Annotated in this window: 14 protein-coding genes and 1 riboswitch; of the genes, 8 read left to right on the top strand and 6 right to left on the bottom strand. The window is 60.2% G+C overall.

Annotated features, from left to right (window positions below):
- Positions 1 to 29 precede the first annotated feature (29 nt).
- The 3 genes from ACYZT9_RS25005 to trhA all read left to right on the top strand — a co-directional run bounded on the left by ACYZT9_RS25005 (position 30) and on the right by trhA (position 7,161).
- Complete coding sequence (locus tag ACYZT9_RS25005; protein WP_462007853.1) at positions 30 to 5,966, top strand: Hpt domain-containing protein; 5,937 nt, start codon at positions 30 to 32, stop codon at positions 5,964 to 5,966.
- On the top strand, positions 5,959 to 6,414 hold the full coding sequence (locus ACYZT9_RS25000) for a chemotaxis protein CheW (protein WP_462007852.1): 456 nt from the start codon (positions 5,959 to 5,961) through the stop codon (positions 6,412 to 6,414). The genes ACYZT9_RS25005 and ACYZT9_RS25000 overlap by 8 nt, the downstream gene beginning before the upstream one ends.
- A 129-nt stretch (positions 6,415 to 6,543) precedes the next feature.
- Positions 6,544 to 7,161 carry a PAQR family membrane homeostasis protein TrhA gene (gene trhA, locus ACYZT9_RS24995; RefSeq protein WP_462007851.1) on the top strand — a complete coding sequence of 206 codons (618 nt, stop codon included), beginning with the start codon at positions 6,544 to 6,546 and terminating at the stop codon, positions 7,159 to 7,161.
- Positions 7,162 to 7,245: 84 nt separating this feature from the next.
- Here trhA and ACYZT9_RS24990 read toward each other — a convergent pair whose 3' ends face one another.
- Positions 7,246 to 7,965: a 16S rRNA (uracil(1498)-N(3))-methyltransferase gene (locus ACYZT9_RS24990; RefSeq protein WP_462007850.1), complete on the bottom strand. Its 720-nt coding sequence runs from the start codon at positions 7,963 to 7,965 to the stop codon at positions 7,246 to 7,248.
- Positions 7,966 to 8,125: 160 nt separating this feature from the next.
- Positions 8,126 to 9,532, bottom strand: coding sequence for an adenosylmethionine--8-amino-7-oxononanoate transaminase (locus tag ACYZT9_RS24985; protein ID WP_462007849.1), 1,407 nt, complete (start codon positions 9,530 to 9,532; stop codon positions 8,126 to 8,128).
- Between the two features lie 223 nt (positions 9,533 to 9,755).
- Here ACYZT9_RS24985 and ACYZT9_RS24980 point away from each other — a divergent pair, with 223 nt between their 5' ends.
- From ACYZT9_RS24980 to ACYZT9_RS24970, 3 genes are all read left to right on the top strand, one after another.
- Entirely contained in the window at positions 9,756 to 11,516 is a 1,761-nt protein-coding gene (locus ACYZT9_RS24980) for a flavin monoamine oxidase family protein (protein WP_462007848.1), read from the top strand.
- Between the two features lie 344 nt (positions 11,517 to 11,860).
- The gene (locus ACYZT9_RS24975; protein WP_462007847.1) at positions 11,861 to 12,412 is read left to right on the top strand and encodes a cytochrome b; all 552 of its coding nucleotides are present in this window, start codon (positions 11,861 to 11,863) and stop codon (positions 12,410 to 12,412) included.
- Between the two features lie 32 nt (positions 12,413 to 12,444).
- On the top strand, positions 12,445 to 13,041 hold the full coding sequence (locus tag ACYZT9_RS24970; protein ID WP_462007846.1) for a YceI family protein: 597 nt from the start codon (positions 12,445 to 12,447) through the stop codon (positions 13,039 to 13,041).
- Between the two features lie 266 nt (positions 13,042 to 13,307).
- Here the strand turns inward: ACYZT9_RS24970 and ACYZT9_RS24965 are convergent, their stop codons facing one another.
- From ACYZT9_RS24965 to ahcY, 4 genes are all read right to left on the bottom strand, one after another.
- Entirely contained in the window at positions 13,308 to 15,191 is a 1,884-nt protein-coding gene (locus tag ACYZT9_RS24965) for a DEAD/DEAH box helicase (protein ID WP_462007845.1), read from the bottom strand.
- A 223-nt stretch (positions 15,192 to 15,414) separates the two neighbouring features.
- Positions 15,415 to 16,230, bottom strand: coding sequence for a substrate-binding periplasmic protein (locus ACYZT9_RS24960; protein WP_462007844.1), 816 nt, complete (start codon positions 16,228 to 16,230; stop codon positions 15,415 to 15,417).
- Positions 16,231 to 16,390: 160 nt separating this feature from the next.
- Positions 16,391 to 17,236: a methylenetetrahydrofolate reductase [NAD(P)H] gene (metF, locus tag ACYZT9_RS24955; protein WP_462007843.1), complete on the bottom strand. Its 846-nt coding sequence runs from the start codon at positions 17,234 to 17,236 to the stop codon at positions 16,391 to 16,393.
- Between the two features lie 158 nt (positions 17,237 to 17,394).
- The gene (ahcY, locus tag ACYZT9_RS24950; protein WP_462007842.1) at positions 17,395 to 18,804 is read right to left on the bottom strand and encodes an adenosylhomocysteinase; all 1,410 of its coding nucleotides are present in this window, start codon (positions 18,802 to 18,804) and stop codon (positions 17,395 to 17,397) included.
- Between the two features lie 23 nt (positions 18,805 to 18,827).
- A riboswitch (S-adenosyl-L-homocysteine riboswitch) is annotated at positions 18,828 to 18,926 on the bottom strand.
- A 198-nt stretch (positions 18,927 to 19,124) separates the two neighbouring features.
- Here ahcY and ACYZT9_RS24945 point away from each other — a divergent pair.
- Both ACYZT9_RS24945 and ACYZT9_RS24940 read left to right on the top strand, forming a co-directional pair.
- Complete coding sequence (locus ACYZT9_RS24945) at positions 19,125 to 19,529, top strand: acyl-CoA thioesterase (protein ID WP_462007841.1); 405 nt, start codon at positions 19,125 to 19,127, stop codon at positions 19,527 to 19,529.
- A 181-nt stretch (positions 19,530 to 19,710) separates the two neighbouring features.
- Positions 19,711 to 20,589: a formate/nitrite transporter family protein gene (locus ACYZT9_RS24940; RefSeq protein ID WP_462007840.1), complete on the top strand. Its 879-nt coding sequence runs from the start codon at positions 19,711 to 19,713 to the stop codon at positions 20,587 to 20,589.
- Position 20,590 lies beyond the last annotated feature (1 nt).

The raw sequence follows: 20,590 nt of genomic DNA, 5'->3' as shown, positions 1-20,590 counted from the left end.
TTTTGAGTAGAGCAGTGAACGGAGCAGTTATGGGTGATCGGCACGACTATGTGGCCCTCGAGTGGGTCAAAGGCGAGATTGCCGAAACGCTGAAAGTGGCTCACCAGGCGATCGAAACCTTGCTTGATGACCCCCAGGCGACGCACGCCCTCAGTGAATGCCTGGCGTGCATCCATCAGGTTCACGGCAGTTTGCAGATGGTCGAGTTCTACGGCGCGGCCCTGCTCGCCGAAGAAATGGAGCAACTGGCCGCTGCGTTGCAGCAGAACCGCGTCAGTCATCGCGACGAGGCCATTCATCTGTTGCTGCAAGCGATCGGCCAGTTGCCGAACTACCTCGACCGCGTACAAGGCGCACGCCGCGACCTGCCGCTGGTGGTGTTGCCGCTGATCAACGATCTGCGCAGCGCCCGTGGCGAAAGCCTGTTGTCGGAAACCAGCCTGTTCTCCCCGCAATTGCCTGACCTGCCACCGCTGAATGAAGAATCACTGGCGCTGCTGGAACCGGTTGATCTACCAAACGTGCTGCGCAAATTGCGCCAGATGTTGCAGATGGCCCTGGTCGGGTTGCTGCGCGAGCAGGATGACGATACCCACCTCGGTTATCTCACCAAGGTGTTTTCACGCCTCGAAGGGCTGTGCGGCAACGCGCCTCTGAGCCCGTTGTGGCAAGTCGCTTCGGCGCTGGTCGAAGGCATGCGCGACGGTTCGATCGCCAACAACCCGGCCCTGCGCAGCCTGTTCAAGGACGCCGACAAAGAGCTCAAACGCCTGCTCGAACAGGGCATGTCCGCGATCAATCAGCCGGCACCGCCGGAGTTGCTCAAGAGTTTGCTGTTCTACATTGCCAAGGCCGAACACCCCACCGGGCAGATGCTGACCATGAAAGATCGCTACGGATTGGACGACGCGCTGCCTGACAGCGCGATGGTCGACGAAGAACGGGCGCGGCTGGCCGGTCCTGATCGCGATGCCATGCGCTCGGTGCTGGCGGCGCTGTGCGAAGAACTGGTGCGGGTCAAAGAACGCCTGGACCTGTTCGTGCGCAGCGACCGTCAGCACACCTCGGACCTCGAGAGCCTGCTCGCGCCGCTGCGACAGATCGCCGACACCTTGGCAGTGCTCGGTTTCGGCCAGCCGCGCAAGGTCATCATCGATCAACTGGCGGTGGTGCTAAGTCTCGCTCAGGGCCAGCGCGAACCCAACGACGCAATCCTCATGGACGTCGCCGGAGCCTTGCTCTACGTCGAGGCGACGCTTGCTGGCATGGTCGGCACCGTGGAGCCGGAAAGGCCGGAGGACAGCCGTCTGCCGACCACCGACCTGACGCAGATCCACCAGATCGTGATCAAGGAAGCGCGTATCTGCCTGCAACAGGCCAAGGACATGATCGTCGACTACATCGACGCTGATTGGGACCGTCAGCACTTGCAACCCCTGCCGGCCTTGCTGACCCAGGTGCGCGGTGCGCTGGCGATGATTCCACTGAACCGTGCAGCGAGCCTGATCGACGCCTGCAACCACTTTATACACGAGCAACTGCTACTGGATCCGGACCAGCCGGGCTGGGAAGAACTGGACAGTCTGGCCGACGTCATCACCAGCATCGAGTATTACCTTGAGCGCCTGAGCGACGATCCTGAAGCGGCCGGCGAACAGTTGCTCGATGTCGCGGAAAACAGCCTGGCGTCCCTCGGCTTTTTCCCCAGCGAGCACAATGTGCCGGTGCTGGAGGACGTGCTCAGCCCGAGCGAAGCCCAGGACATGCAGGACCTGCAGGAACTGGATGATCCGGAGGTCGTTCAGACCCTGGCCGATGTATTGGCCAATCCGGTGTCTGCCATTAATCCGCCAGCGCTGAACACCCCGGGCAGCCTGTTGCCGCCGCCCGTGGGCGAGGCGCCGGTGGATGACGAACTGCGCGAAGTCTTTCTCGAAGAAACCGATGAGGTCCTGGACATCCTTCGGGAATACCTGCCGCGCTGGACGGCCTATCCCGACAACGAGGCTACCTTGACCGAGTTGCGCCGGGCCTTCCACACGCTAAAAGGCAGTGGCCGGATGGTTCGCGCGCTGGTACTGGGTGAACTGGCGTGGGCCGTGGAAAACCTGCTCAACCGCGTGCTGGAGCACAGCATTGAGCCGGGCCCGGCCGTGCAACAACTGCTCACTGACGTGCTGAACCTGTTGCCGGAGCTAGTGGCTGAATTTGCCGACAATGCCCAGCGTCAGCGCAACGATGTCGACCAATTGGCCGCCCGCGCCCATACCCTCGCCAAGGGTGACCAGCCGTTGTCCGATGAGGACGTGCAGGACGTTGCCGCCCTCGATCCGTTGTTGCTGGAGATTTTCCGCAACGAAGCCGAAACCCATCTGGCCAGCCTCAATCGCTTCCTCGAACAGGCCGCCGAGCATGTTCCCTTACAGGCCAGCGACGAGTTGCAGCGAGCCTTGCATACCCTCAAGGGCAGCGCCTCGATGGCCGGCGTCTTGCCGATTGCTGAGCTGGCGACACCGCTGGACCACCTGGCTCGTGAGTACAAGGCGCACCTGATCGCCCTGGATCTGGACGAAGTCGAACTGCTGCTGGAAGCCGAAGGCGTGTTCCGTCTCGGGCTGCGTCAGCTCAAGGTCGATCCGTTGGCCGAGATTCCCGGCGCCCGTTCGTTGATCGAGAGAACGCGGGCGCTGCTGGCCGAGCGTCTGGAAGCGCTGTTGAATACGCCGAGCACAGCGCTTCGAACCAAGCGCGATCCGCAATTGATCAACAACTTCCTGGCCCAGGGCATGGACATCCTGCTGGATGCCGAAAGCCTGCTGCAGCGCTGGCAGCAGCATCCCGGCGAACGTCAGGAACTCAGTGCGCTGCTGGACGAATTGACCACCCTCGGCGAAGGTGCGCACCTGGCGGACCTGCATCCGGTGGATGAACTCTGCGAAGCCTTGCTGGATCTTTATGGCGCGGTGGAAGAAAGCAGCCTCGCCGTCAGCGACCGTTTTTTTCATGAGGCGCAAAGTGCTCACGAAGCGCTGATCAACATGCTCGACGAACTGGCTGCCGGTCAGGAAGTCAGCCCGCAGCCGGAGCGCATCGGGGCCTTGCGCAGCTTGCTCGACGAGAGTCTAGACCCGGCGGCCATGGGCCTGATTCGCAGTGACGGCAGCCGCACCTTGAGCATTCGCGACCTCAGCGAAGCCACGGCCGAACTTGAGCGCACACTGCCTCCTGTAGGAGCGAGCTCGTCTCCTACAGGGGGCCGCGTGGTTGAGCTGGACGACGAAATCGTATCGATCTTCCTCGAAGAGGCGGTGGATATTCTTGAGAGCGCCGGCCAAGCCTTGCAGCGCTGGCTGAATGATCCGGAAAACGCCGCGCCGCTGCTGTCGTTGCAGCGGGATTTGCACACGCTCAAGGGTGGTGCGCGGATGGCCGAGGTCGAGCCGGTCGGTGACCTCGCCCATGAGCTGGAAAGTCTTTATGAAGGTCTTGTCGATCGCCGTTACAGCCACAGCGAAGTGTTGGTGCACCTGCTGCAACAGAGTCATGAGCGACTGGCTCAACTGCTTGAGCAGTTGCAGCACCAGAAACCGCTGGGTGATCCGGGTGAACTGATCGAGGCTATTCGCGAGTTCCGCCAAGGCAGCGCCAACACGTCTGAAACAGTCGAGTCTGCGCGGGCCGAGGATTCGCCGGAACATGATCCGGAGCTGCTGGAAATCTTCCTCGAAGAAGGTTTCGATATCATCGAAAGTTCCGGCGCGGCGCTGATGCGCTGGCAGGCCGAACCTTCCAGTCGTCAGGAAATGGAAACCCTGCTGCGCGATCTGCACACCCTAAAGGGCGGTGCGCGAATGGTGGAAATCGGCCCGATCGGCGACCTCGCCCATGAACTGGAATTTCTTTACGAAGGCTTGTCCGCCGGCGTGCTGAAACCGACGGCCGAGCTGTTCGGGCTATTGCAGAGCAGCCATGACCGACTGGCACAGATGCTCGACGCCACCCGCGCCGGTCAACCGTTGCCGCCGGCCGATCGGATGATTGACGCGATCAGGAATTTCAGCCATCCGCCAGTGCTGGAAGCACCGGCTGCCGCGCCGGTTGCACCCAAGGTCGAGCCGCCCGCGCCACAAGTCGATGCCGGTGCCGACATGGTCAAGGTCTCGGCGGAACTGCTCGACGATCTGGTCAACCTGGCCGGAGAAACCTCGATTTTCCGTGGCCGCATCGAACAACAGGTCAGCGATGCGCGCGTGGCATTGAACGAGATGGAAACCACCATCGAGCGCATGCGTGATCAATTGCGTCGCCTCGATACCGAAACTCAGGGGCGGATTCTCAGCCGTCAGCAAATCGATGCCGAGCGCTCCGGTTACGAAGACTTCGACCCGCTGGAAATGGATCGCCACTCGCAGTTGCAGCAACTGTCACGGGCGTTGTTCGAATCCGCCTCTGACCTGCTCGACCTCAAGGAAACCCTCGACCGGCGCAACCAGGACGCGGAAAACCTGTTGCAGCAGCAAGGCCGCATCAACACCGAATTGCAGGAGGGCCTGATGCGTACGCGCATGGTGCCGTTCGAGCGGATGCTGCCGCGTTTGAAGCGCATCGTTCGTCAGGTCTCCAGTGAGCTGGGCAAGGACGTGGAATTTGTGGTCGGCAACGCTGAAGGCGAGATGGACCGCAACGTCCTCGAACGCATGGCGGCGCCGCTGGAACACATGCTGCGTAACGCCGTTGATCACGGTCTGGAATCCGCAGATGTGCGCATCGCGGCCGGTAAACCGACGCAAGGACGGATCACCCTCGACTTGTCTCGCGAGGGCGGCGACATCATTTTCGACATCCGCGACGACGGCGCCGGAGTGCCGCTGGACGCGGTACGGCGCAAGGCGATCAAGCGCGGCTTGCTGGCCCCGGACAGCGACATCAGCGATCGCGACGTGCTGCAATTCATCCTGCAGCCGGGGTTCTCCACTGCCGAAAAAATCACCCAGATTTCCGGGCGCGGTGTGGGCATGGACGTGGTTCATGAGGAAGTCCGGCAACTCGGCGGCACGATGAGCATCGACTCGGTGCCGGGGCAGGGCGTGCATTTCCGCATTCGCCTGCCGTTCACCGTGTCCGTCAACCGGGCGCTGATGGTGCAGTGTTTTGATGATCAATATGCAATTCCGCTGAACACCATCGACGGTATTGTGCGTGTGCTGCCCAACGAACTCGAAGGGCATTACCGGCTCGATCCGCCGACCTACAAATACGCCGGGCAGGCCTATGAACTGTGCTACCTCGGCGAACTGCTGAAAACCAGCACCCGCCCGAGACTCCTGGGGCAGAGCCTGCCGCTGCCGGTGTTGCTGGTGCAATGCAACGAGCGGCACATCGCGGTGCAGGTCGATGCCATGGCCGGGACCCGAGAGATCGTGGTGAAAAGCCTCGGCCCGCAGTTTGCAGCGGTGCAGGGGTTGTCCGGGGCGACGATTCTGGGCGATGGCCGGGTGGTGCTGATTGTCGATTTGCTGGCGCCGATCCGCGCGATGCAGGCGCAGGTGCCGCAACGGCCGCTGGTGCAGGACGCAGAATCCGAGCCGCACAAGCCGTTGCTGGTATTGGTGGTCGACGACTCGGTCACCGTGCGCAAGGTCACCAGCCGTTTACTCGAACGCCACGGCATGAACGTGCTGACCGCCAAGGACGGTGTCGATGCCATGTTGCTGCTCGAAGAGCACACGCCCGACTTGATGCTGCTGGACATCGAAATGCCGCGCATGGACGGTTTCGAAGTGGCGACCCAAGTGCGCGCGGATGAGCGTTTGCAGCATCTGCCGATCATCATGATCACCTCACGCACCGGGCAGAAACACCGCGACCGCGCCATGGCCATCGGCGTCAATGACTACCTCGGCAAGCCGTACCAGGAATCCGTGCTGCTCGAAAGCATCGCCCTGTGGAGCAAAACCCATGCTTGAACATCGCACCAGCAACCTCACCGGGCTGCTGCTGCCCCTGGCTGACCGCAACCTGATTTTGCCCAACGTGGCGGTTGCGGAGCTCATTGATTACCAATCCAGTGCCTTCGACCTCGACACCCCGCCGTGGTATCTCGGGCGGGTTACATGGCGGAACCGGCAGATTCCACTGCTGAGTTTCGAGTCGGCGTGTGGCAACAAAATCGTGATTGGCGAACGGGCGCGGATTGTCATTCTCAATGCGCTCGGTGGGCGGCCTGAACTGAAATTCATCGCGCTGCTGGTGCAGGGGATTCCTCGGTCGTACAAGCTCGACAGCCAGCTGAGCTATGTGGATGTGCCGTTGTGTGCGCTAGAACAGGCGGCGGTGCAGGTCGGGGAACAAGTGGCGAAGGTGCCGGATTTGCTGGCGCTGGAGGAGTTGTTGGTGAGCGCCGGGTTGAACTGACGTGCCTCTTCGCGAACAAGCCCGCTCCCACATGGGTTCATTGGCGTACTCCGGTTTTGAGTCCGGCCTAAATCCAATGTGGGAGCGGGCTTTGCGCACTGTTGTATTGGAATTCGAGGTGAGCAATACATGTATCACGGGGAAAGATTGAACGCCTGGACGCATTTGGTCGGGGCGGTGGCGGCGGCGGTCGGGGCGGTGTGGATGCTGGTGATCGCGGGCATGGACGGCAGCCCGTGGAAGATTGTCAGCGTGGCGATTTACGGTTTCACCTTGATGGTGCTCTACAGCGCATCGACCGTTTACCACAGCGTGCGCGGGCGCAAAAAAGCAATCATGCAGAAGGTCGATCACTTTTCGATCTATCTGTTGATCGCCGGCAGTTATACGCCGTTTTGTCTGGTGACCCTGCGCGGGCCGTGGGGCTGGACGTTGTTCGGGATTGTCTGGGGGCTGGCGTTGATCGGCATCCTGCAGGAGATCAAACCGCGTTCGGAAGCGCGGATTCTGTCGATCGTGATTTATGCGGTAATGGGCTGGATCGTGCTGGTGGCGGTCAAGCCGTTGCTGGCGGCGCTGGGCACGTCCGGGTTCGCCTGGCTGGCGTCGGGCGGGATTTTGTACACCGTGGGGATTATCTTCTTTGCCCTGGATCATCGGTTGCGGCATGCGCACGGGATTTGGCATTTGTTCGTGATTGCGGGGAGTTTGCTGCACTTTGTGGCGATTATGTTTTATGTCCTCTAGACCGCGTCGCGACCATTCGCGAGCAAGCCCGCTTCCACATTGAAATGCGTACCCTGTGGGAGCGGGCTTGCTCGCGAAAGGGCCCTAAAAGTCACCCCATAACTGTTGGGCGACCGCCAACGCCACAACCGGCGCGGTCTCTGTCCGCAGCACCCGAGGACCGAGGCGGGCAGCATGGAAACCAGCAGTTTTGGCCTGATCAACCTCAGCCTCCGACAACCCGCCTTCAGGTCCGATCAGGAATGCCAGCGTCCCGGGTTTCGCATGACTCACCAACGGCTCCGCCACCGGATGCAGCACCAGCTTCAACTCCGCCTCGGTCTGCTTCAACCAATCCGCCAACAACATCGGCGGGTGAATCACCGGCACCCGTGAACGCCCGCACTGCTCGCAGGCGCTGATTGCCACTTGGCGCCAGTGCATCAGGCGTTTGTCGGCGCGCTCGTCCTTGAGCCGGACTTCGCACCGGTCGCTGAAGATCGGGGTTATTTCAGTCACGCCCAGTTCAGTGGCTTTCTGAATTGCCCAATCCATCCGCTCGCCACGGGACAAACCCTGGCCGAGATGGATCTGCAGCGGTGATTCGACCTGACCGGCGAAGCTTTCATCGATCTGCACCACGACGCGCTTCTTGCCGACCTCCGCCAGCGTTGCGCGAAACTCAAGGCCCGAGCCGTCGAACAATTGCAATGCATCACCCTCGGCCATGCGCAGCACGCGACTGATGTAATGGGCCTGGGCCTCGGGCAACTCGTGTTCGCCAGTGCTCAGAGGGGCATCGATAAAGAAGCGGGACAGTCTCATGCGGGGTCTCTTAAAATTGGATCGGAGTTGCTTTTGTGGCTGCTGACTCTTTGTGGCGAGGGGATTTATCCCCGTTGGGCTGCGAAGCGGCCCCAAAGATAGGACTGCTGCGCAGTCCAACGGGGATAAATCCCCTCGCCACAGGGTTCCTCAGTGTCTGTCAGCCCGGATCGCGGAAACCGGGGTGGAAGTCTTTCGGCACCGACACGCTCACGCTATTGCGCGTCGCAATGTCGATCCCTTCACTGGCCACTTCCGCCAGAAAGTCGATCTGCTCCGGTGTAATCACATAGGGCGGCAGGAAATACACCACGCTGCCCAACGGTCGAAGCAAGGCGCCGCGCTCCAACGCATGCTGGAACACCTTCAAACCACGGCGTTCCTGCCACGGCCAGGCTTCCTTGGTCGCCTTGTCCTTGACCATCTCGATGGCCAGCACCATACCGGTCTGGCGAACCTCCGACACGTTTGGATGATCGACAAGATGCGCCGTGGAAGAGGCCATGCGCTGGGCCAAAGCCTTGTTGTTCTCGATCACGTTGTCTTCTTCGAAGATATCCAGCGTTGCTAGTGCCGCGGCACACGCCAGCGGATTGCCGGTGTAGCTGTGCGAATGCAGGAACGCGCGCAGGGTCGGGTAGTCATCGTAGAACGCGCTGTAGACGTCTTCGGTGGTGATGCACGCCGCCAGCGGCAGGTAACCGCCGGTCAGGGCCTTGGACAGACAGAGGAAGTCCGGACGGATGCCGGCCTGTTCGCAGGCAAACATGGTCCCGGTGCGCCCGAAGCCGACAGCGATTTCGTCATGGATCAGGTGCACGCCGTAGCGATCGCAGGCTTCACGCAGCAATTTCAGGTACACCGGGTGATACATGCGCATGCCGCCGGCGCCCTGAATCAGCGGCTCGACGATAACCGCCGCGACGGTGTCGTGGTTCTGCGCCAGCGTCTGCTCCATCGCGGCGAACATAGTCCGCGAATGCTCTTCCCAGCTCATGCCTTCAGGGCGCAGGTAACAATCGGGGCTCGGCACCTTGATGGTGTCCAGCAGCAGCGCCTTGTAGGTCTCGGTGAAAAGCGGCACGTCGCCCACCGACATCGCCGCCATGGTTTCGCCGTGGTAGCTGTTGGTCAGCGTGACGAAGCGCTTCTTGTTCGGCTGGCCGCGGTTGAGCCAGTAGTGAAAGCTCATTTTCAGCGCGACTTCGATGCAGGACGAACCGTTATCGGCGTAGAAGCACCGGGTCAGGCCTTCCGGCGTCATCTTCACCAGGCGCTCGGACAACTCGATGACCGGCTGATGGCTGAAACCGGCGAGAATCACATGCTCCAGCTGATCGACCTGGTCCTTGATGCGCTGGTTGATGCGCGGGTTGGCGTGGCCAAACACGTTGACCCACCAGGAGCTGACAGCATCGAGGTAGCGTTTGCCTTCGAAGTCTTCCAGCCACACGCCTTCACCGCGCTTGATCGGGATCAGCGGCAGCTGTTCGTGGTCTTTCATCTGGGTGCAGGGATGCCACAACACCGCGAGATCGCGCTGCATCCACTGATTATTCAGGCCCATGTCCAGTCTCCTCGATGCGTTCCGTGACAAACGCTGACACACAATCGCGCAAGCCTATGCAATGCATCGCTCGGTAACAACCCATTCTGTCGATTGAGCTACTTTGTAAGGGGCGATAGACGTGGCTGGCGGCCTATTGATGGCTAACGTATTCTTCGCGGTTCTTTGAGTCGTCTGACTCGCAAAACCGTTTTTTCCTATGTGTATTTCCGGAGTTCGCTGAATGTCTGCTGGTTGGCTGCGCGCCTTTGCGCTGGTGATGTTAGGGCTGTTCAGCGTGTCTGCGCTGGCCAAGGATAAAACGGCGATCGTGATCGGTGGCGGGCTCTCGGGCCTGACGGCGGCGTACGAACTGCAGAACAAAGGCTGGCAGGTTACCCTGCTGGAAGCCAAGCCGGGCCTGGGCGGCCGTTCCGGCATGGCCACCAGCGAGTGGATCGGCAACGACAAGACCCAGCCGGTGCTGAACAAGTACATCTCGACGTTCAAGCTGAGCACGTCGCCGGCGCCTGAATTCGTGCGCACACCGAGCTACCTTATCGATGGCGTGTATTACACCACCGCAGATCTGGCCACTAAGGAGCCGGCCACCGCTGACGCGCTCAAACGCTATGAGAAGACCCTGGACGATTTGGCGCGCTCGATCGAAGACCCGCAGAACCCTGCAGCGAACAGCACGCTGCATGCCCTGGATCAGATCAACGTCTCCAACTGGCTGGATCGACTGTCGCTGCCAGCCACGGCCCGTCAATTGATCAATCAGCAAATTCGTACCCGTTATGACGAACCTTCGCGCCTGTCGCTGCTGTACTACGCACAACAAAGCCGGGTTTACCGCGGTGTGTCCGATCGTGACCTGCGCGCTGCGCGCCTGCTCGGCGGTAGCCCGGTGCTGGCACAAGCCTTCGTCAAACAGCTGAAAACCATCAAGACCAGTTCCCCCGTCTCGGCCATTACTCAGGACAAGGACGGCGTGACCGTCAAAGTCGGCAGTGTTGCCTATCAGGCTGACTACGTCGTGGTCGCCGTGCCATTGCGCGCCCTGAACAAGATCCAGATGACCCCGGCGCTGGATGCCCAGCACATGGGCGCCATCAAAGGCACCAACTACGGTTGGCGCGACCAGATCATGCTGAAGTTCAAGACGCCGGTATGGGAAAGCAAAGCGCGCATGTCCGGCGAGATCTACAGCAACACCGGGCTGGGCATGTTGTGGGTCGAGCCAGCCCTGAAGGGCGGTGCCAACGTGGTGATCAACCTGTCCGGCGACAATGCGCGGGTGATGCAGGCCTTCGGCGACAAGCAGATGGCCGATCAGGTGCTGATTCGTCTGCATGCGTTTTATCCACAGGCACGCGGTTCGTTTGCCGGTTACGAAATCCGTCGTTACAGCACCGATCCGTCGATGGGCGGCGCTTACCTGGCTTTCGGTCCAGGCCAGATCAGCAAGTACTGGCGCCTGTGGGAACGTCCGCTGCAGCGCGTAGCGTTCGCTGGCGAACACACCGACACTTTGTATCCAGGCACGTTGGAAGGCGCCTTGCGCACTGGCCAGCGGGCGGCCAGTCAGGTTGAAGACCTGGCGGCAGGCAAGTCGTTCGAGCCGGTGAAGGTTGTTCCGGCAGCGACTGCTGTTGCGGCTGGCGCGGTCGCGGCGAAGAAAGGCAATTTCTTCAGCAATCTGTTTGGCGGCTCGGATGAGGACAAGAAGCCGGAGCCGGTCAAGGCACCAGAGTCGGTAACACCGCCAGCACCGGCGCCTGCTCCTGCGCCAGCCCCGGCCCCTGCGCCAGTGGAAGCGCCGAAGACTGTGGCACCGGTGAAAGCCGAGCCTGCCAAGAAGGCTGCGGCCAAACCTGCGGTGAAGAAGCCTGCTGCGAAAACTGAAACCAAAAAGGCGCCGGCCAAGCCAGTGGCGAAGAAAGCCGAGCCGGTGAAGAAGCCAGCGGCCAAGGCTGTTGAGACCGAGCCTAAAGCGCAGTAAGGTTTTTCGGTGAATAAAAGCGCGGCTTAAGGGTCGCGCTTTTTTTTGCCTGTCAGATTGTCTTCGTCGGAACACCGCCCGGAGTAAGCCCGCTGCCACATTAAGCCGCGCCCGTTCATGCAACTCGGTCAACGGTGGGAGCGGGCTCGCGAAGAGGCCGTGATAGTCACTACAAATTTCCCTCCCTGTCACTAACATCCCGCCACAAATCCTTCTTTAATCTTTCCTTAACTCACCTATTTCAGACTCTTGATCGTATTTCTCGATATTTCAAAGCGAAATTTTCCGCTTTAATTCGATAGATAACTCGATAGTCTTGGTCGCAGTTCTCACAGGATTTGGGCATGCAGCTACGTAACTCTTCTTCCCGCTACGGTTGGGTCAGCATCGTCATGCACTGGGGTGTAGCGCTGGCAGTTTTCGGTTTATTTGCATTGGGCTTGTGGATGGTCGGTCTCGACTACTACAGCTCTTGGCGCAAAGACGCGCCGGACCTGCACAAGAGCATTGGTCTGGTGTTGTTGGCCGTGATGGTTCTTCGGGTGTTGTGGCGCTTTATCAGCCCACCACCGCCAACGTTGGAAAGCTATGGCCGGCTGACCCGCATGGGCGCGAAGTTTGGCCATTCGTTTCTGTACCTCGGTTTGTTTGCCGTGATGATTGCCGGTTACCTGATTTCCACCGCAGACGGTGTCGGGATTCCGGTGTTTGGCCTGTTTGAAGTTCCTGCATTGGTGTCCGGACTACCGGACCAGGCAGACACCGCCGGTGTGATTCATTTGTACCTGGCGTGGGCGCTGGTAATTTTTTCCGGTCTCCATGCGTTGGCAGCATTGAAGCACCACTTTATCGATCGTGATGCGACCCTGACTCGAATGCTGGGGCGCAAAGCCTGATGTTCAACCTCGACTCCAAAGGAATAGAAAGCATGTTGAAAAAGACCCTCGCCGCTCTGGCAATCGGTTCCGCGCTGCTGTCCGCCGGTAACGTAATGGCCGCTGACTATGTCGTCGACAAGGAAGGTCAGCATGCCTTCGTCGACTTCAAGATCAGCCACCTGGGCTACAGCTACATCACCGGTACCTTCAAGGACATCGACGGCAAATTCAGCTTCGACGCTGCCAAGCCCGAAGCCAGCAAGATCGAGTTCAACGTGAATACCGCCAGCGTGTTCACCAACCATGCCGAGCGCGACAAGCACATCGCCAGCGGTGACTTCCTCAATGTAAGCAAGTTTGGCAAAGCGACGTTCGTGTCCACCAGCGTCAAATCCACCGGCAAAAACGCCGCGGGTAAAGACACTGCTGACGTGACCGGCGACCTGACTTTGCTAGGCGTGACCAAGCCAGTCGTGGTCAAGGCCACTTTCCTGGGTGAAGGCAAGGATCCATGGGGCGGCTACCGTGCCGGCTTCGAAGGCACCACCAGCATCAAGCGTTCCGATTTCGGCAAGCAGAAAGACTTGGGCGCAGCGTCCGATGCGGTCGAACTGTACGTGACCTTTGAAGGTGTTAAAGCGAAGTAACTTTCGCCGCTTGAACAAAAACGCCCCCGATCTCGCGATCGGGGGCGTTTTTTATTGCCTGGCAAAACCTGCATGACCGCAGCAATCCCACTGTAGGAGCGAGCTTGCTCGCGAAAGACGTGAGGGCAACGCGTTAATCCAGAAAGCACGCGTTATCGTTGACGTTTTTCGCGAGCAAGCTCGCTCCTACAGTAGGATTTTGCGGCGGTCGAAAAAAATGCCCCGGATCGTGAAATCCGGGGCATTTTTTTATGGCTGGGGAAAACTCAGCGATTGCGAGTCAGCAGCGCTGGTTTCTCGCCACGCGGACGGCCTGGCAGTTGATCAAGTTGCTCGGGAGTCGGGAAACGATCGGTTTTCGATTCCTTGTGAATGATCTTCGGTGCCGGACCGCGCGGGTTTTGCACGGCGGGTTCGGAACGCGGCTGGTCGTCACGCGCCGGGCGACGGTTGCGGCCTTCTTCGCGACGGGCCTGGCCGTCACGTGGAGCGCCGTTGCGTGGACCGCTGCGCTTCGCCGGCGGCGTGCCGGTGGTGGCGCCGTCGCTGCTGCGCGGACCGCTTTGACGACCCTGAGGCTTGCCGCCAGTGCGCGGAGCACCTGCGCCAGCGCCAGTAGCCGAGCCTTGTGCCGGAGCGCCCGGACGCCGACTACGGCCCTGAGCCGGTTTGGCTTGAGGTACGTAATCGACGCGGTTACCGAAGTTATCGACATCGTCGTCCAGGAACTCGTCCGGTGCACGGTCAGCAGCGGCAGCGCGTGGCGCCGGACGCTGTTGCTCGCGGGCCGGTGTGCCTTCGCGTGGCTTCTGCTCACGTGCCGGGCGCTCGCCACGGCCGCTGGCCGCCGGTTTGTCCTTGCCGCCTTTGTCCTTGCCCTTGTCTTTACGACCGCCACCGCCGCCGCTGCCGTTCGGACCATCGCCGCGCGGGCCACGCGGATTGCGCGGGTTACGCACATCCGGACGCTCGCGCACTTCCGGCTTCTCGGCTTCCACAGCGCTGGAATCGAAGCCCATCAGGTCGCCGTCGGCGATTTTCTGCCTGGTCATGCGTTCGATGCTTTTCAGCAGCTTTTCTTCGTCCGGAGCGACCAGAGAGATCGCTTCGCCCGAACGCCCGGCACGGCCAGTACGGCCGATGCGGTGGACGTAATCTTCGTCGACGTTCGGCAGTTCGAAATTGACCACGTGTGGCAACTGGTCGATATCGAGACCGCGCGCGGCGATGTCGGTAGCCACCAGAATGCGCACTTCACCGGCCTTGAAATCGGCCAGCGCTTTGGTGCGCGCGTTCTGACTCTTGTTACCGTGGATCGCGACGGCGCTCAGACCGTGTTTGTCCAGGTACTCGGCCAGGCGGTTGGCGCCGTGCTTGGTGCGGGTGAACACCAGCACCTGTTCCCAGGCGCCCGCAGTGATCAGGTGAGCCAGCAACGAACGCTTGTGGCTCGCGGCCAGGCGGAATACGCGCTGTTCGATGCGCTCGACCGTGGTGTTCGGCGGCGTGACTTCGATGCGTTCCGGGTTGTGCAGCAGCTTGCCGGCGAGGTCGGTGATGTCCTTGGAGAACGTCGCCGAGAACAGCAGGTTCTGGCGCTTGGCCGGGAGGCGGGCCAGGACCTTCTTCACGTCATGGACAAAGCCCATGTCGAGCATGCGGTCGGCTTCGTCCAGCACGAGGATTTCCACGTGGGACAAATCGACGCTGCCTTGACCGGCGAGGTCGAGCAGGCGGCCAGGGCAGGCCACCAGCACGTCAACACCGCGGGACATGGCCTGAACCTGCGGGTTCATGCCGACGCCGCCGAAGATGCAGGCGCTGACGAACTTCAGGTCACGGGCATAGACCTTGAAGCTCTCGTGGACTTGAGCCGCGAGTTCGCGGGTTGGGGTCAGGACCAGCACGCGCGGTTGGCGTGGGCCGTGACGCTGGGATTTGTCCGGGTGACCGTTGGGGAACAACCGCTCCAGAATCGGAAGGGCAAAGCCGCCGGTTTTACCAGTACCTGTCTGAGCCGCAACCATCAGGTCGCGACCTTGCAACACGGCGGGAATGGCCCGCTGTTGCACCGGAGTAGGCTCGGTATAGCCCGCTGCCTCGATGGCGCGGACTAAAGCCTCGGAGAGACCGAGGGAAGCAAAGGACATGAGTAATCCTGTTTTAGTTAGGGCTTGGCCCAATGGGAGTCTTGCCTGGCGCGAATGGCGTTTAAGAGGAACGCAATCCCGTCCGGTCCTGCTGGGCCTTGAAAGCTCGTCTGGTGCGCTCGCGCGGGCCGGGAAAGCTGCGCTGTAGCGGGTCGAGATGCCTTGAACAAGTCCGAGCGTCCGGGCGTGAGCCTGGCGGGAAGGCCGGAGTATAACAGAGCAATCACTGCGCGCCGCTTTCCTGCTGCTCAACGGTTTTTCCTTGGGCAGCGTTGGCCCTCGCGTCTTTCGTGTTGGCCGCCGGGTCGGCGCCATAACGGGCACTCAGTTCGGCGTAGGCGGGCTCGCGCTTGAAACGTTTGAGTTCGGCGCCGAAGCGTTGCACCAGCAAGTCCATGCCCGCATTGCGGCGCACCGCCAGGAATTGGCTCTGCTGGCTGATGATGTTCGGGTTTTCGCTGATCTTGTCGCGGATGTTCAGCTCGTCGAGCAAATGCTGACCCACCCGGCGGTCGGTGATCAACAGATCGATTCGCCCGCGCACCAGTTTGCCGAAGTTGGCTTCATGGGTGGGCGCCGGCTCGCGAGTGAATCGGGTCGATTCGCTGAAATCCGGGCTGTACAGGTAACCCGGCGAGGTGCCGATCGTCAGGCCTTTCAGATCGTCGAGGGTGCGAAACGGATGCGGGCGTTCGTTGGCGTAAAACATCACGAACTGGACTTCCGAGAGCGGTTCGCTTGGGTAGAGCAGGGTGGCGTCACGCTCCTCGCTGTGAAAAATGTCCAGCGCGCCATCGGCCTGGCCGGTTTCGAGCATTGACAGGCAGCGTTTCCACGGCAGGAACTGCCACTCGACTTCGATCCCCAGGCGTTTGAAGACGATGGCGGTGGTTTCGTAATCCAGCCCTAGGGATTTTCCGTTTTCCTCATAGACGTAGGGCGCCCATGGTTCAGTGACAATGCGCAGTTTCTCGCCCCGAGCGGCGAAGCTCAGGCAAGTGAAAACCAGCACGGCGATTAACTGCGGGATCAAAGGCATGGGCTTGAGATTACGACGAGAAACGAGAAAGAGCCAGAAACCCGATCCAGAAGCTCTATCTCCGTGTGTTGCTTCACAAATATTGTGCGTTGAAAGCAAAAGATCGTCCGAACGCGGCCCGAGCCTTCGGACGATCTTTTGATATTGCTCGTAACGATGATTAGCGCGGCAGCTTCAGGTTATTCCACACCGCCAGACTCGCTTCAGCCTGGTTCAGTGTGTAGAAGTGCAGACCCGGAGCGCCACCTTGCAGCAGGCGTTCGCACATCTGGGTGATGACTTGCTCACCAAAGCCTTGAATGCTCTGGGTGTCGTCGCCATAGGCTTCCAGTTGTTTGCGGATCCAGCGCGGGATTTCCGCACCGCAGGCATCGGAGAAACGCGCCAGCTTGCTGTAGTTGGTGATTGGCATGATTCCCGGCACGATCGGGATGTCCACGCCCATCGCCCGCACACGCTCGACGAAGTAGAAGTAGCTGTCGGCGTTGAAGAAGTACTGAGTGATCGCACTGTCGGCGCCAGCGTTGGCCTTGCGCACGAAGTTGTTCAGATCGTCCTCGAAATTACGCGCTTGCGGATGCATTTCCGGGTAAGCGGCGACTTCGATGTGGAAATGATCGCCGGTCTCTTCACGAATGAATTCAACCAGGTCATTGGCGTGGCGCATTTCACCGCTGGCCATGCCCATGCCCGAAGGCAGGTCACCGCGCAGGGCAACGATACGCTTGATGCCGGCGGCCTTGTATTGCGCCAACAGGCCGCGCAGGTCGTCCTTGCTGTCGCCCACGCAAGACAGATGCGGCGCGGCAGGGACTTTGACTTCGCTTTCGAGCTGCAACACGGTGTTAAGGGTTCGATCACGGGTCGAACCGCCAGCGCCATAGGTGCAGGAGAAGAAATCGGGGTTGTACGTGGCCAGCTGACGAGCAGTGGCGATCAGCTTTTCATGCCCAGCGTCGGTCTTCGTAGGGAAGAACTCGAAGCTGTAGCGACGGTCTTGGGACATGGTCATATCCTTGGAAACGCGTAGGGCGAGCGGCGGCCCCCTGTAGGAGCAAGCTTGCTCGCGAAAAACGTGGGAACAACGCGTTTATTCAGACAGCACGCGTCATCGTTAACGTCCATCGCGAGCAAGCTCGCTCCTACACGGAAAGAACCGGTCTATCAGTAACGGTAAGCGTGCGGCTTGAACGGACCTTCGACGGTCACGCCGATGTAGTCGGCCTGGGTCTTGGTCAGTTGAGTCACGACGCCGCCGAAACCGCGGACCATTTCCAGGGCCACTTCTTCGTCGAGTTTCTTCGGCAGTACTTCAACGGTCAGGCGCTCGGCTTTCTGGGCTGGCGACAGGTCGGCGTACTTCTGGCCGAACAGGAAGATCTGTGCCAGAACCTGGTTGGCGAACGAACCGTCCATGATGCGGCTTGGGTGGCCAGTGGCGTTACCCAGGTTAACCAGACGGCCTTCGGCCAGCAGGATCAGGTAGTCGTCGTTCTGGGCATCGAATGCGCCAGGACCGGTACGGTGGATCTTGTGAACCTGCGGCTTCACTTCTTCCCATGCCCAGTTCTTGCGCATGAAAGCGGTGTCGATTTCGTTGTCGAAGTGACCGATGTTGCAGACAACCGCGCGCTTTTTCAGGGCTTTGAGCATGTTGGCGTCGCAAACATTGACGTTGCCGGTGGTGGTCACGATCAGGTCGATCTTGCCCAGCAGTGCCTTGTCGATGCTTTCTTCGGTGCCGGTGTTGATACCGTCGATGAACGGCGAAACCAGTTCGAAACCGTCCATGCAGGCTTGCATGGCGCAGATCGGGTCGACTTCGGAGACTTTAACGATCATGCCTTCCTGACGCAGGGACTGGGCCGAGCCCTTGCCCACGTCACCGTAACCGATGACCAGCGCTTGCTTGCCGGACAACAGGTGATCGGTGCCGCGCTTGATCGCATCGTTCAGGCTGTGACGGCAGCCGTACTTGTTGTCGTTCTTGCTCTTGGTCACCGAGTCGTTGACGTTGATGGCCGGGATTTTCAGCTCGCCCTTGGCCAGCATGTCCAGCAGGCGGTGAACGCCGGTGGTGGTTTCTTCGGTGACGCCGTGGACGCGGTCCAGGATCGCCGGGTACTTCTTGTGCAGCAGCTCAGTCAGGTCGCCGCCGTCGTCGAGGATCATGTTGGCATCCCAAGGCGCGCCATCTTTCAGGATGGTTTGCTCCAGGCACCACTCGTACTCTTCTTCAGTCTCGCCTTTCCAGGCGAAAACCGGGATACCGGCAGCAGCGATGGCGGCAGCGGCCTGGTCCTGAGTCGAGAAAATGTTGCAGGACGACCAGCGTACTTCGGCACCCAGGGCAACCAGGGTTTCGATCAGTACGGCAGTCTGAATGGTCATGTGGATGCAGCCGAGAATTTTCGCGCCTTTGAGCGGTTGCTCGGCGGAATACTTGCGGCGCAGACCCATCAGGGCCGGCATTTCGGATTCGGCAATGATGGTTTCGCGACGGCCCCAGGCAGCCAGGGACATGTCGGCGACTTTGTAATCGTTAAAATCTGCAGGCGTGATAACAGCGCTCATGAAGAGCCTCCATTCGTAATGTATGCGAATGGGCGCCGTTGTGCGTTTAGTGTCCGGCCATGGCCTGACAACGCCCCATCCGAGCCTGACAGGTCGAACCTGCTGCAGCGCCCCTCGGACAGGTGGCGGGAAAACGGTATCAAGTTGAAGTTACCGTTTTGAAACGGTGGCGATTATAGCCGTGTGAGCGATACTTCCAAAGCGTTTCTGTTGGCTAATGTCCGAACGGTAATCGAGACCATAGTCGATGTTCAATAGAGCTCTAGTCCGGGCTCTGCCATGATGGCCGGCATCCATCGGCAAGACGGTCAGGAGTGAATATGAATTTCCATACCCGCAAATGGGTAAAACCCGAAGACCTCAACCCTAACGGCACGCTGTTCGGCGGCAGCCTGTTGCGCTGGATCGACGAAGAAGCGGCGATCTACGCCATCGTCCAGTTGGGCAATCAGCGCGTGGTCACCAAGTACATTTCCGAAATCAACTTCGTCAGCGCCTCGCGCCAGGGCGACATCATCGAACTGGGTATCACCGCCACCGAGTTCGGTCGCACCTCTATCACGCTGACCTGCGAAGTGCGTAACAAAATCACCCGCAAAAGCATCCTGACGGTGGAGAAAATGGTCTTCGTCAATCTGGGTGAGGACGGCTTGCCCGCGCCCCATGGCCGGACTGAGATCAAGTACGTCAAAGACCAGTTTCAGGATGATGGTATTCACGATTAGTGCGAGCCCTGCAGGACCGGCTTGCTGGCGAAGGCGTCATCAGCGTCACCGCAGAAAACCGAGTGGTGGCCATCGCCAGCAAGCCGGCTCTTACAGGAGGCTGTTTCGTTTGAGTGTGCAGTGAACAGCTCCGAACCCCACGTGTCGTACCTACATGACACGCCACCGGTTCAGGAGCTATATGGACACGCACAAAGAAGGCAAGACCCCGGACCTCTCGGCGAAAGAGCAGCACGAGGTCGACAAAAACCAGCCTCCGCGCGCCGCGGTGCTGCACGAAATCATCCGCACCCAGGGTGATCAGGAACTTGAACGCAACATCGCCGCGCTGTGGTGGTCGGCGTTGGCCGCCGGCCTGACCATGGGGCTCTCGCTGATGGCCATGGGGTTGCTCAATTCCCGTCTGCCGGACGCCGAAGGCTTCAAGGTCATTGCCAGTTTCGGCTACTGTGCGGGTTTTCTTGCGGTGATCCTCGCCCGCCAGCAACTGTTCACAGAAAACACCCTGACGGCCGTGCTGCCCATCATGAGCAAGCCCACACTGGGTAACTTCGGCCGGTTACTGCGATTGTGGTCGGTGGTGTTGGCGGGCAACCTCTGCGGCACCTTGCTGGTGGCGTACGTGATGCTGCATCTGCCGATTTTCGACAGCAAGACCGACCTGGCCTTCCTCGACATCGGCCGCAAGGTCATGGAAAACGATGCCGGCCAGATGTTCGCCAAGGGCATCGTCTCGGGCTGGATGATCGCCACCATGGTCTGGATGATCCCGTCCATGGAGAGCGCCAAGATGTGGATCATAATCCTCATCACCTACTTCATGGCGCTGGGGGATTTCACTCACATCGTGGTCGGCTCGGCCGAGGTTTCGTATCTGGTGTTTGCCGGGGAACTGCCGTGGAAGGATTTCTGGCTGGTGTTCGCCGGCCCCACGTTGGTGGGCAACATCATCGGTGGCAGCTTTATCTTTGCGTTGATCAGCCATGCGCAGATTCGCAGCGAGTCTGGCCCGCCAAAAAACCAGGGTAATGAAGCCAGGCCCTCCGCTGACGAACGCTAGG

Source organism: Pseudomonas sp. ZT5P21, assembly GCF_054897785.1.
Note: the sequence above shows the minus strand (reverse complement) of the source record. Positions and strands in the feature narration are given on the sequence as shown.

Bases quoted from the DNA above. Each gene is read 5' to 3' on its own strand.
- ACYZT9_RS25005 (WP_462007853.1), top strand. From the start codon at position 30: ATGGGTGATCGGCACGACTATGTGGCCCTCGAGTGGGTCAAAGGCGAG.
- ACYZT9_RS25000 (WP_462007852.1), top strand. From the start codon at position 5,959: ATGCTTGAACATCGCACCAGCAACCTCACCGGGCTGCTGCTGCCCCTG.
- trhA (WP_462007851.1), top strand. From the start codon at position 6,544: ATGTATCACGGGGAAAGATTGAACGCCTGGACGCATTTGGTCGGGGCG.
- ACYZT9_RS24990 (WP_462007850.1), bottom strand. From the start codon at position 7,965: ATGAGACTGTCCCGCTTCTTTATCGATGCCCCTCTGAGCACTGGCGAA.
- ACYZT9_RS24985 (WP_462007849.1), bottom strand. From the start codon at position 9,532: ATGGGCCTGAATAATCAGTGGATGCAGCGCGATCTCGCGGTGTTGTGG.
- ACYZT9_RS24980 (WP_462007848.1), top strand. From the start codon at position 9,756: ATGTCTGCTGGTTGGCTGCGCGCCTTTGCGCTGGTGATGTTAGGGCTG.
- ACYZT9_RS24975 (WP_462007847.1), top strand. From the start codon at position 11,861: ATGCAGCTACGTAACTCTTCTTCCCGCTACGGTTGGGTCAGCATCGTC.
- ACYZT9_RS24970 (WP_462007846.1), top strand. From the start codon at position 12,445: ATGTTGAAAAAGACCCTCGCCGCTCTGGCAATCGGTTCCGCGCTGCTG.
- ACYZT9_RS24965 (WP_462007845.1), bottom strand. From the start codon at position 15,191: ATGTCCTTTGCTTCCCTCGGTCTCTCCGAGGCTTTAGTCCGCGCCATC.
- ACYZT9_RS24960 (WP_462007844.1), bottom strand. From the start codon at position 16,230: ATGCCTTTGATCCCGCAGTTAATCGCCGTGCTGGTTTTCACTTGCCTG.
- metF (WP_462007843.1), bottom strand. From the start codon at position 17,236: ATGTCCCAAGACCGTCGCTACAGCTTCGAGTTCTTCCCTACGAAGACC.
- ahcY (WP_462007842.1), bottom strand. From the start codon at position 18,804: ATGAGCGCTGTTATCACGCCTGCAGATTTTAACGATTACAAAGTCGCC.
- ACYZT9_RS24945 (WP_462007841.1), top strand. From the start codon at position 19,125: ATGAATTTCCATACCCGCAAATGGGTAAAACCCGAAGACCTCAACCCT.
- ACYZT9_RS24940 (WP_462007840.1), top strand. From the start codon at position 19,711: ATGGACACGCACAAAGAAGGCAAGACCCCGGACCTCTCGGCGAAAGAG.